This is a genomic window from Pseudomonas sp. EB271-G4-1 (genome assembly GCF_058791355.1).
Map to the genome: position 1 here is coordinate 42,935 of NZ_JBYTEO010000047.1, position 12,176 is coordinate 55,110.

The window sequence follows — 12,176 nt, forward strand, 5'->3', positions numbered from 1 at the left end:
CGGCGAACGATTCAGATCTGATAAAACTGCCGATACCACTGCACAAAGGCCCCGACCCCGGTTGCCACCGACACCTGCGGGCGAAAGTCGATCCACGCTTGCAGTGCCGAGACATCGGCCCAGGTCTTGACCACATCACCGTCCTGCATCGGCATGAAGTGACGCCGGGCTTCGGTGCCCAATGCCGACTCCAGGCACTCGATAAAATCCAGCAGCGCCATCGGTTCACCGCGACCGATGTTGAAGAGTCGATTGATCCCCTCGCCCGGCGGTCGAGTGCGCAGGCGAGCGATGCTTTCCACGATGTCATCGATGTAGGTGAAGTCCCGCGCCATCTCGCCCTGGTTGTAGACGTCGATGGGCTGGCCGCTGAGGATCGCCTGGGCGAATTTGAACGGTGCCATGTCGGGCCGGCCCCAGGGTCCGTAGACCGTGAAGAAGCGCAGACCGCTGGCCTTGAGGCCGTACAGATGGCAGTAACTGTGGGCGAGCAGTTCATTGGCACGCTTGGTGGCCGCGTACAACGAAACCGGTTGATCGACCGCGTCTTCGATGCTGAAAGGCATTTTGCAGTTGCTGCCGTAGACCGAACTGCTCGAGGCATAGATCAGGTGCCCGGGGCGATGGTGCCGACAGGCTTCCAGCACATTGAGGAAGCCCACCAGGTTCGATTGGGCGTACACATCCGGTTGGTCCAGCGAATAACGCACGCCGGCCTGGGCGGCCAGGTGCACCACTTCGCTGAATCGGTACTCGCCGAACAAGTCCAGCAATGCCGGCTTGTCGACGATGTCCATTTTCCGGAAGCGAAAGCCCGGCAACGACTCAAGCGCCTTTAGCCGTGCCTGCTTGAGCGCTACGTCATAATAGTCGTTGAGGTTGTCGATCCCGACGGCTTCATGACCGTCCAGGCACAAGCGCCTGGCTGTATGAAAGCCGATGAAACCGGCGGCGCCGGTGACAAGTACCGTCACGAGGCGCAAACCGCAAAGGACGCACCTGGCGGTGCCGAATGACTGCTGAAAAACCACGCCTGCTTCATGTTCTGTTTCCACTCATGACATTTCTAACGCGTTGCTCCGTCATGAAGCTTGTAAAACAGAAATATTGCAGTTTCGCGGGCCTGGATAAATTTCAAGGGTTTTTCACGTAAATATGATTACTTCGCATCACCGCCCTGGGGTTTGTAAAACCTGAACAATCCGATGTCCGCCGTATGGGTGTACTCCTTGGCCCAGTCCGGCTTCACCGTGCGATCATGGAAATACAGTGCGCCTTTGGTGCGATCCGGCAATTGCTTGTTCAGCGCCTTGCGTGCGATTTCCTTGGCCATCGCGTAAGGCACCTCCTCCTGAACGGAGTCCGGGCGCCCATCGCACCACCAGGAAAACTGGCAGCTCCTGGTCTCCGAGCCCTGCTTGACTACAGCACACACGGTATCGGGAAAACCTTCATGGCCGAGGCGATTCATGACCACGTTGGCCACCGCTTCCATGTCGACCGAGTCCTTGCCCTTGGCCTCCCAGTAGATCGAACGGGCGAGACAGGTGATGGCGTCATCCAGCGGCGCCTTGCCCGCCGGGTCCACGGCCTGGACCTCAGGCTGGGTAATGGCTTGAGCCTTGGGCACTGCCGCGGGGCTGCTATTTTCTGCGGCCTTGTGCTCGAGCACCTGGGCCTTGTCTTCGGCGACTTTCTGTTTTTGTTCCTGGTCAGTGGCGAATGCCGGGACAGCGAGCAGGGTCAGGGCGAGGCAGGTGGAAATCCAGGCGTGGCGCATGATCGGACACTACTCCGTAGGCAGTATCGCTTGAGTGTAGTAGTGAAATGATGGCGCGGAGGATGCAACAACCCGGAAAAAGGCATTGCGCTCAAGGGGGGCACTTCGCGCATCATGGGCGCAGTCAGCTCAAGGAGGATTTCCATGCCTTTCCTATCGTCCACCCTGCGCCTTGCCGGGTTTTCACTGGGACTTCTGTTTGCCGCCACTGCGCAGGCGAGCGATGAGTCGCAACTGATCGAATCGATCAACGTCTACCGCGCCCAGTTGCAGCGTTGCGCAGGCCAGGTGTCATCGGAACTGCCGCCGCTGTCGGCCGACCCGCGGCTGGTGCTGTCCGCCGCCAGCGTTGGCAACCTGCAACAGGCCATGGCCGCTGCAGGGTATCCGATGAAAAACGTGCAGGCGATCAGCCTGACCGGGCCGCGCGATGCGCCCTCGGCGATGAAGGCGATCCAGGAAAGTTTTTGCCAGATCGTGCTCGACCCGCAGTTCGTCGACGTCGGCGTCAGCCGCCAGGACCGCGAGTGGCGCATCGTACTGGCCCGGCCATTGTTGAGCGCACGCCTGGGTGATTGGCAGGCCGAAGGGCAGAAACTGCTCGCCGAACTCAACGTCGCGCGCAGCCGCCCCCGCCAATGTGGCGCACAAACCTTCAACGCCACCACGCCGCTGGCCTGGAACACCACCCTGGCGAGCGCCGCCGAAACCCAGGCGCGCAGCATGGCCAACAACAATTACTTCGATCACAAGGACCGCGACGGCCGTACCCCAGGCGATCGCGCCGAGCTGGCGGGCTACGACTTCCAGCAGATCGGCGAGAATATCGCCGCCGGGCAGGACAGCGTACGCAAGGTGGTCGACGGTTGGCTGGCCAGCCCCGGCCATTGCGCCAACCTGATGAACCCGCAGTTCCGCGACCTCGGCGCGGCGTATGCGGTTGATCCGAAGAGCGATGCGGGGATTTACTGGACGGTGATGTTCGGGGCGCAATGAATGACGACAGCCGCAGCGGCGCACCATCGCTGCGCGCTTGAAAATCCTTCATAGACTCCGTCGATCACCCAGTCACTCATAGTGATTGGACGTACGGACTCGTTGCTCCTAGCCTGCGCCGCGTCATGCCCATGACCGGCGATTAAATGCCAGCTCCATCACTGTCCTTGCCCAGGCGCACAACCATGATCGTGAGACCCAAACCCAACCTGATCGGCATCCTGACTTCGCTCAAAGGCTCGATCGCCAAGCGCATCGCCTGGCGCGCCCTGATGGTGACGCTGCTCGCATCGGTCATCGTGCTCGTCGAGATGTCGCACCCCAGCTATTTTTCCAAGGTCAGTGCGACGCCCTTCACCCTGCTGGGCCTGTCGCTGTCGATCTTCATGAGCTTTCGCAACAACGCCTGTTATGACCGCTGGTACGAAGCGCGCAAGGCCTGGGGCGACATGCTGGTGGAGATTCGCTCCATGGCGCGAGAAACCCAGGTCATCAAGGATGAAGTCGAGCGTAACAGCCTGCTACGCAAACTCTGTGGCTTCGCCCACGCGCTCAACGCCAGGTTGCGCCAGGAGAACGAACAGGCGGCCAGTGGGGCCTGGCTCGATCCGATGCCGGTGGACAACGCAGGCGATCTCTGTGGGCGAATCCTGATGCAGGCAGGCCAACAATGCTCGACGCTGGCCGAGTCTGGCGTGATCAACGAGTGGCGCCACATGCTGATGGCCAACCACTTGACCCGCCTGACCCAGGTCCAAGCGGTCTGTGAACGGATCAAGAACACGCCGCTGCCCTTCCCCTACACCTTGTTGCTGCACCGCACCATCTACCTGTTCTGCATCTTGCTGCCATTCGCCATGGCCGAACCGTTGGGCTGGCTGACGCCGGTCTTCACCGCGATTGTCAGCTACACGTTCTTCGGCCTGGATGCGATTGCCGATGAATTGGAAGACCCGTTTGGTCGCGATGAAAACCAGCTGCCCATCGACGCATTGGTACGCACCATCGAGCGCGATGTGCTGGCGGCCATGGGTGAGACGACATTGCCGCCGCCGCTCATGCCGGTGGACTACGTTTTGAGTTGACGCAGTGCCTGGCTATTCAAACCGCGTGCTCATGGTTAAAGTCGCGTGTCAGAGAGTCCCTGCAAAAGGAATCGCCGTTTGAGCCCTGCCCCCGTCGAAGCACAGCAACCCGCGAAGCCCGCTGCAATCAGTCTGCGAGAAGCGTTCCGTTTCTGGCTCAAGCTCGGTTTCATAAGCTTCGGCGGGCCGGCCGGGCAGATCTCGATCATGCACCAGGAACTGGTCGAACGCCGGCGCTGGATCTCCGAGCGCCGCTTCCTGCATGCGCTCAACTATTGCATGTTGCTGCCCGGCCCCGAGGCCCAGCAATTGGCGACCTACATCGGCTGGCTGATGCACCGGACCTGGGGCGGCGTGATTGCCGGCGTGCTGTTCGTGCTGCCGTCGCTGTTCCTCCTGATAGCCTTGTCCTGGGTGTATGTCGCCTTCGGTGAGGTGCCGGTGGTGGTCGGGCTTTTCTACGGGATCAAGCCGGCGGTGACCGCCATTGTGCTGCAGGCGGCGCATCGGATCGGCTCCCGGGCCTTGAAAAACGCCTGGATGTGGGGCATCGCCGCCGCGTCATTCGTGGCCATCTTCGCGCTCAACGTACCGTTTCCCTTGATCGTTTTGGGGGCAGCAATCATCGGTTATTTCGGTGGGCGCCTGGCCCCCGAAAAATTCCGTACCGGCGGGCACGGCGCCGCGCAAAAATCCTTCGGCGCCGCCGTCATCGACGACGACACACCCACGCCCGAGCATGCCCGTTTCAGCAGCTGGAAACTGCTGCGCCTGGCCCTGATCGGCGCGCTGTTGTGGGCGCTGCCGATGGCCTCCCTCACCACCCTGTTCGGCTGGGAAGGCACGCTGACCCAGATGGGCTGGTTTTTCACCAAGGCGGCGCTGCTGACCTTCGGCGGTGCCTACGCGGTGCTGCCGTATGTCTACCAGGGCGCGGTCGGCCACTATGGATGGCTGACGCCGACGCAGATGATCGATGGCCTGGCGCTCGGCGAAACCACACCCGGGCCACTGATCATGGTGGTCGCCTTCGTCGGTTTCATCGGCGGCTACGTGCATCAGGTGTTCGGTCCCGATCAGGCCTTCGTCGCCGGTGCCGTCGCCGCCATGCTGGTGACCTGGTTCACCTTCCTGCCTTCGTTCCTGTTCATTCTCGCCGGTGGCCCGCTGGTGGAATCGACGCACAACGAACTCAAGTTCACCGCGCCGCTGACCGCGATTACCGCTGCGGTGGTTGGCGTGATTGTCAATCTGGCGTGCTTCTTTGCTTATCATGTGCTGTGGCCTGAGGGCTTCGCCAATCGGCTGGACTGGCCGTCGCTGCTGATCGCCATTGCGGCCGCGATTGCCCTGCTGAAGTTCAAGCGCGGGGTCATCGAAGTATTGTCCGGTTGTGGGCTGATCGGGGTGGCCGTGCACCTTCTGCGCTGAAAACAGACGTTTACAGGTTGCGCTTTCACCCCTAGTATCCAGTCACTGCGGATAGCGTGTTATCCGCCACCGACGATTTCCCCTGCTGGAAACCTGAGTCATGAGCACCGCACCGTCAGAGCACCACTTGCTGGATGTCTCATTCCTGACCCCCTCTGCAGGGGTCGTGGACGGCATTGCCTCATGAAGCGCATCGTCAACCTGCCCATGGCCCTGCGCCGCTCCAAACTGCGTCACTCCGCACGCCCGCCGGATAGCACCCTGCTCGCCTGATTGCGTCCACGACGCGTCGAGCCCCCTTACTTTTTCGCTATCGCTGCCAGAGCGCCGTGGATCTTTATCCGCCGTCGCGCCCTGGCCTGAATCCGTGCGTCCGCGGGACGCCACCGTGAGTGATGAACAATGAAATTCGCAGCCCTTGAAGACGCCCAACGCTTTTTGGCGAACAACCCCGATATCGACATGATCGAGCTGTTCATTCTCGATGCCAACGGCGTGCCGCGCGGCAAGCTGTTGCACCGCGAGGAACTGCTGGCGGTGTATGAAAGCGGTCGCCCGCTGCCCAGCACCATCCTCGGCCTGACCTTGCAAGGCGATGACGTCGAGAACTCCGGACTGGTCTGGGAGGTGGGTGACATCGACTGCCGTGCCTACCCGCTCGAAGGCAGCCTGGTGCGTTTGCCGTGGCGGCAGATTCCGACCGCGGCGGTGCAAGTCAGCATGCACCCGCAAGAAGGCATGCCGGCGAGCATCGCGGATCCACGTCACCTGCTGATCAAGGTCATCGATCGGTTGCAAGCCGAGGGATACCACCCGGTGATGGCGTGCGAGCTGGAGTTCTATTTGCTGGACGCCAAGCGCGATCACAATGGTCGCCCGCAACCGGCGCTGGACGCTGACGGCGGTCGACCGCGACATACCCAGGTCTACGGCCTGCGTGAGCTGGAGCAGATCGAGCCATTTCTCGCCGACCTCTATGCCGCGTGCAAACTCCATGGCATTCCGGCGCGCACAGCGATTTCCGAATACGCGCCGGGGCAGGTGGAAATCACCCTGGAACACGGCGATGCCTTGCAGGCGATGGATCAGGCGGTGCGTTACAAACGCCTGGTCAAAGCCGTGGCCCACAAGCACGGCATGCAGGCGACGTTCATGGCCAAACCCTTCGATCACCTGGCGGGCACCGGCATGCACATGCACGTCAGCATCGCCGATGCCGAAGGCCGCAACCTGTTCGCGTCCGAGGACCCGGCCGGCACCCCGCTGCTTCGCACCGCCATCGGCGGCATGCTGGCGTCGCTGCTCGATTCGCTGTTGCTGTTCTGCCCCAATGCCAACTCCTACCGGCGCTTCCAGGCCAACAGCTATGCGCCGCTGGCCCCGACCTGGGGCGTCGACAACCGCACCGTCAGCCTGCGGGTGCCCGGTGGCCCGGCCAACAGCCGTCACATCGAACATCGCATCTGCGGTGCCGATGCCAACCCGTACCTGGCAGCGGCGGCGATCCTGGCTGGCATCCATCGCGGCATCAGCGAGAACCTCGACCCCGGCGAACCGGTGCAAGGCAACGGCTACGCGCAGGCCACGCAATTGCTGCCGACCGACTGGCTGACATCACTGACGGCGCTGGAAAATTCGGTGTGGGCGCGGGATGCGTTGGGGCAGGAATTTCTGGGAGTGTACCTGGCGGTCAAACGTGCGGAGTATCGGCAGTTCATGGCTGAAGTGGGTGAGCAGGATTGGCGTTGGTACTTGACTGAGGCGTAAACCGCCATCCGCCCCGCCCTGTGGGAGCGAGCCTACTCGCGAAAGCGGTGTGTCAGTCACTACAAGTGCTGAATGTGCCGGCCGCTTCGCGAGCAGGCTCGCTCCCACAAGGATCGCGCTGTCTCTCGACCTCATTTCGCCTGGACAAAAACATGACCCAACGCACCAACTCCTACTACACCGCCACCCTCAATCACGAAACCGATTACCCAACCCTGCAAGGCCAGCACCGCGTCGACGTAGTCATCATCGGCGGCGGATTCACTGGCGTCGCCACGGCCGTCGAACTGGCGGAGAAAGGCCTGAAGGTCGCCATCGTCGAAAGCCACAAGATCGGCTGGGGCGCCACCGGGCGCAACGGTGGCCAGGTATTATCCGACGAAGGAGCGTTTTGTTGACTATTGATGTATTTACCACCTCCAACAGCACCAATGGGATAGTGAGTCAACAAAACATAAAAAAATGCATAGTCAACATAACAATTATTAGGAATATACAACATGTTGATTACTGCTTTAATTATCCGACTCACGAACATACTGTTGCATCAGTCTAGGTTTTGTGCATAATTAGCCGCAGTAGCAGACCCAGCGAAGGCCTGCTTAGTCCATCAGCTAGTTCGGCTTGATACACTACAGCCATCAATAATTCGGCCGTGTACGGGTGATCAGCGTTGACTTTGATGTTTCATAATCAAGGAAATCGTTGATATGCCTCATGCACCCGCTCCCCTTGTGAGTTTTCGCTCACTTATCCCGCAAAAAAAAACTGCAGTCAGCCCATTATTTTTTTTGGACAAATTTAACCAGCTTAAACCACAAAAAAATTTGTCTAAATCATGCTGTCCCTCATTATACATATTGAGGAAAGCAGCATGAAAGTCCGTGAGTTCAAAACCACTGACGGAATACCCACAGCACTAATCTTTGACGACAACAAACCAGTGTTTTGGGCTAACTATTGGCTTATAAATCTAAAAAGACAAGTCAGGCCAAAATCATTAATCACATATTGCTATGACATCTGCATAGTAATGCTGTTTTTTAGATATAAAAAAATTAACTACGTGAAAAGATTCAGAGAAGGAAAATTCCTTACCAACGGAGAGCTATCAAAATTACGTAACTGCTTAATGGAATCCAAGAACAATAACGAACGCAGAATTTCAGGATTAGGCTTCATCAATCAAAAAAAAGTATGTAACTCAGCGTACGATAGAAGATGTCGACTCGCAAAACCTTTCTTACTGTTTTTGGCCGAAGAACTATTGGTTGACACTAAGACAGAGAAAGGAACGGCAATTGTTGATTTTTCAAATCGACTTGAGAAACAACTTAGAAGCAGTAACTCTAGTGATGATAATTGTGTAGAGCCTTGGACACAAGATGATTACACGATGATGGATCGTGCCATTAAACACAACCTTAATCGCAAATCTAAGTTTTTATTGCATAGGGACCTAGTATTATTTCATCTACTACGAGAACTGGGAGTCAGAAATAGTGAACTACTTGGAATAACCACTGATTGCTTCGATCGAAAAAAGCACGGATATGTAACAGTAAAAATAGAGTCAAACTCAGATTTGCGCACGGACCCTAGATCTTCGCCTGCCACCGTAAAAACATTGAACAGAGAATTAAAAATCTCTGACGCCTTATGGACCCTTATCGAAAGATATATTATCGAAAGAGACAAAATAAAATCATGCGTAAAACATAATTTTTTGATAATTGGAATATCTGGTGCACCGTTATCTAATGATGCAGTTGGTAAAATATTCAATCTATTGAGTAACATAACTAAAAGAAAAATAAATCCGCACAGTCTTCGGCATTCTTGGGCATGCAATTTTATACTTCGAGAATATGAAAAGGCCGATGGATACACGGGACGCGATAGAGAGAGAATTATTACGAACGCCCTAAGTATTCTACGAGTTCAGATGGGGTGGAGCTTGCGTTCAAAGATGCCAGATCACTACGCCAGATACGCATTCCAAAAAATCGGGAACGACCGTCTGTTTGCAGAAGACAAGATATTAAACACTAAACTAATTATGGATAATCCTCATGAAAACCTCTAATAAACATGATTACAAAAGCGAAGCTTTCGAAGAAATAACCGTTTACCACCAGAAAACTCAGCTCACTATTAATGTTGGGTCTACATTCACTGTTATACACGAGTCTCTTCGTAGAAAAGGACATGTCGAATTCGAGCCAATGCGAAATTACCTGGATTTCGAAATTATAGAGTCATTTCGCAACGAACTATGCTCTAGGATAGCAGAAAGTTATTCCCTTTCGTCTATTGAATCTTACTGCACCAAATTAAACGAACTTTGTAGAAAGCTTGAAGATTTCAGCTCACTACAAAACAAATTTATACGAAAAATAAGTGAAAATAACGAACTATGGTCAATCTTCATAGAATGGCTAAATAAGAACCAAAACTTAAAAGGTTTTTTATCTTCATGTAACGGTGAGAATGGAGTGTTATGGAGCGAAGAGTACAATTTAGCAATTGATATGATCAGCAGCGCAAATTACAAAAGATCAAGAACTGTTAGAGCAGCAGATCCAACTAATGGCGCACTGACTGAGCTTGAAGTTAGAGATGTCACATTTGCGATCTGCAGTGGTTATGAAAAGGGCATGCTCCAACTTGAGCATCTAGCGATTTTCTTTCTTGCCTTAGTACTGGGATATAGGCAAAGTCAAATTCTCAAGATTAAGTTAGACGACCTGACCTACAGTCAAACCCAAAAGAACTGGATATTGAGAATCGAGATCATCAAACAAAAACTCAAAAGCAAATCTATTTATAGAAATATAAGACTCCCACCCTTAGTAAACACACTTATCAATTATATGATGCCCATCTGCCGCAGCAGAAATAGAACTTACTTAATTCACAAATCCGTGGGTGTTGCTGGACTTGTGATTCCCGAAGAAAAAATTAAAGAACTACCTGATATACCATGCAATGCTTCTGTAATACTGACAAGATTGAAAGATGTTGTTTACGATCTTGGCATTAGGAGCGACAGAGTATCCGACGGAAAAATAAACTTAAACTTCATTAGATTCAAACATACACTACTCACGCGTGCCGCTGTCCATGGAGCAAGTATACATGAGTTGATGTTTTTAGGATTACACAGCGATCCTTCGTCAGCCAGTTCATACATTGACTCCATTCCAGAATCTCAGGCCAGAATCAAAGAGGAGTTAGGCTCCGCACTCGCATCTATCGCGAATTTATTTCTTGGCAGCCCTTATGAGGGGGGATATGAACGGGCAATTATGGAAATGCCCGACTCAATACAGCGCCATTACGGAATTGCTCAAGCTAAACCAATAGGAGTTTGTGGCAGTATGAAAAATTGTACGGATCATGCACCAGTTGCATGCTTGCTTTGTTCAAAATTTGAACCTTTCCGAGATGCGCCATTTGGGGAATATAAACAATATCTAATCCAAGAGCACCAAAATCAACCTGACATTAAAATAAAAACAAGTGTTATGGAATATATCGATGCATGCGATATGTGGATTACAAAACTTAGCATTAAACAGGAGCATCTATCATGAACAAAGAAAATCCCCAACTAAATTTTGAGTGGTTCAAAGAAACTTTTATACCCCAATTCAGAGAGCAGCTCATTAAAAACAACAATATTAGTATGTCATTAAAATACAAGCTACCCCACAAGATGCTATTAAAAGCTGACCCATGTGACTTTACGCATGCCCTCCCTTCTACTTTCGAAAAAAAGACTCCTATCTTCGAACAAGTCTGTGCTGATGAAGATTGGATCATCGCCCTCAAGCTATTTCACCTGATACGGTCGCTCGAGAACAAAAAAAAATGCCGTGACGTCGCTAATGGGTTTTATTTTCTCATTGACACGCTTCCATCATTCAAAAAACCTTGGGAATTAGTTAATTCAGACTTTGCCAGAGCCTCAAACAGAACCGATTTATCACCAGGGCTTACCTATCGATTAGGAGCCGGCTTGGCGTGTATAGGCAAGACGTTAAAAAAATATAATCTATCCCCGGAAAAAATAAGATATCTTCAAAACCCTCACATAAGGCCTCAACGTTCAGCCAAAACTTTTTTACCGAATCTCGAGGCATGTAAAGTTCTCGCCGAATCTTTTAAATCTCCACTGAACGGCTTCGAAATATTAGTTTCATCGGCGTTTGCGCTGTTGAACTATGCACCGTCCAGAGGATCAGAAATACTGACGTTAGATGTCGATTGCATAACTACACTTAATGGTTTTGGACTGTGTTTTCCTAGGCCGGCAAAGAATGGAAAATCGACGGTTAAAAGAGCGCCATGTATCGAATTTGAGAAAGTGGTAACGGAGGCATGTCGAAAACTTAACGAATTTGGTGAATCTGCAAGAAATGCTTCAGCGTGGTACAGAAAAAATGAAAGCATTTACATACCTGAAGACCTCGAACATTTGAAAGGCAAGGAGGAATATAGCATTCAGGAGGCGTTAGCAATAATTGGCTATAAAAGGAGTGACAATAACTACTCACAGCCGTTGTATTTTAACAGACCAAAATCTCCACCTGCCGCAATGATGCCGCCGGGACTAAATAGGTTATTTCAATCAAAAAGCGGAGTTTACTACCGAGATACTAAAATACGACTGGATGATGAAAGCTTCATAAGCGCCTCTAATCTTTATAAATGGGCAACAAATAATCTTTCACCCACATTTCCTTTTATAGACGGTGTCTCTCAGGTTAAGTACGAAGATTGTTTATTTGTATATCCATATGCTTCTCGCACTCCCTACACAAAAACATACTGGCAATGTGAAAACGTACCATGTTTTTTTACGACTACGAAACTTCAGCAATGGTTTGGCAGACTTTTCTTCCGCGGTCGTAACAGAGAGGATCTTTCATTAGGAACTCACGCAATGCGACATTTACTCAATACCTTGGCGCAAAGCAAACACATAGATCAACGCTTAATTGCTATATGGTCTGGCAGGAGCTCCGTGGAACAAAACTGCGTATTTCGGCCCATCGTGACCGCCCGTTTCGGTACATCGTGACCGACCCTTTCGCTAACGCGTGACCGCTCAT

9 protein-coding genes and 1 pseudogene are annotated in these 12,176 nt (G+C 53.1%); 8 read left to right on the forward strand and 2 right to left on the reverse strand.

Annotated elements, in window-relative coordinates:
* Positions 1-11: 11 nt before the first annotated feature.
* The gene (locus AC3WWR_RS21705; RefSeq protein ID WP_492599051.1) at positions 12-974 is read right to left on the reverse strand and encodes an NAD-dependent epimerase/dehydratase family protein; all 963 of its coding nucleotides are present in this window, start codon (positions 972-974) and stop codon (positions 12-14) included.
* 185 nt (positions 975-1,159) lie between these two features.
* Entirely contained in the window at positions 1,160-1,780 is a 621-nt protein-coding gene (locus AC3WWR_RS21710; protein WP_492599052.1) for a cell wall hydrolase, read from the reverse strand.
* 144 nt (positions 1,781-1,924) lie between these two features.
* Between AC3WWR_RS21710 and AC3WWR_RS21715 the strand changes: the two genes are divergently transcribed.
* The 8 genes and pseudogenes from AC3WWR_RS21715 to AC3WWR_RS21750 all read left to right on the forward strand — a co-directional run bounded on the left by AC3WWR_RS21715 (position 1,925) and on the right by AC3WWR_RS21750 (position 12,145).
* A complete protein-coding gene (locus AC3WWR_RS21715) occupies positions 1,925-2,776 on the forward strand; it encodes a CAP domain-containing protein (protein WP_432668257.1) in 852 nt (283 codons plus the stop codon).
* Positions 2,777-2,961: 185 nt separating this feature from the next.
* Positions 2,962-3,861 carry a bestrophin family protein gene (locus AC3WWR_RS21720; RefSeq protein WP_083349253.1) on the forward strand — a complete coding sequence of 300 codons (900 nt, stop codon included), beginning with the start codon at positions 2,962-2,964 and terminating at the stop codon, positions 3,859-3,861.
* Positions 3,862-3,939: 78 nt separating this feature from the next.
* The gene (gene chrA / locus AC3WWR_RS21725) at positions 3,940-5,292 is read left to right on the forward strand and encodes a chromate efflux transporter (protein WP_168758292.1); all 1,353 of its coding nucleotides are present in this window, start codon (positions 3,940-3,942) and stop codon (positions 5,290-5,292) included.
* Between the two features lie 402 nt (positions 5,293-5,694).
* A complete protein-coding gene (locus AC3WWR_RS21730; RefSeq protein WP_020799560.1) occupies positions 5,695-7,059 on the forward strand; it encodes a glutamine synthetase family protein in 1,365 nt (454 codons plus the stop codon).
* A gap of 140 nt (positions 7,060-7,199) precedes the next feature.
* Positions 7,200-7,430: pseudogene (locus AC3WWR_RS21735) on the forward strand (NAD(P)/FAD-dependent oxidoreductase); the annotation flags it as partial.
* Between the two features lie 503 nt (positions 7,431-7,933).
* On the forward strand, positions 7,934-9,145 hold the full coding sequence (locus AC3WWR_RS21740) for a tyrosine-type recombinase/integrase (protein ID WP_191994406.1): 1,212 nt from the start codon (positions 7,934-7,936) through the stop codon (positions 9,143-9,145).
* On the forward strand, positions 9,132-10,655 hold the full coding sequence (locus AC3WWR_RS21745) for a site-specific integrase (protein ID WP_151142547.1): 1,524 nt from the start codon (positions 9,132-9,134) through the stop codon (positions 10,653-10,655). The genes AC3WWR_RS21740 and AC3WWR_RS21745 overlap by 14 nt, the downstream gene beginning before the upstream one ends.
* A complete protein-coding gene (locus AC3WWR_RS21750; RefSeq protein WP_492599053.1) occupies positions 10,652-12,145 on the forward strand; it encodes a hypothetical protein in 1,494 nt (497 codons plus the stop codon). The genes AC3WWR_RS21745 and AC3WWR_RS21750 overlap by 4 nt, the downstream gene beginning before the upstream one ends.
* Positions 12,146-12,176 lie beyond the last annotated feature (31 nt).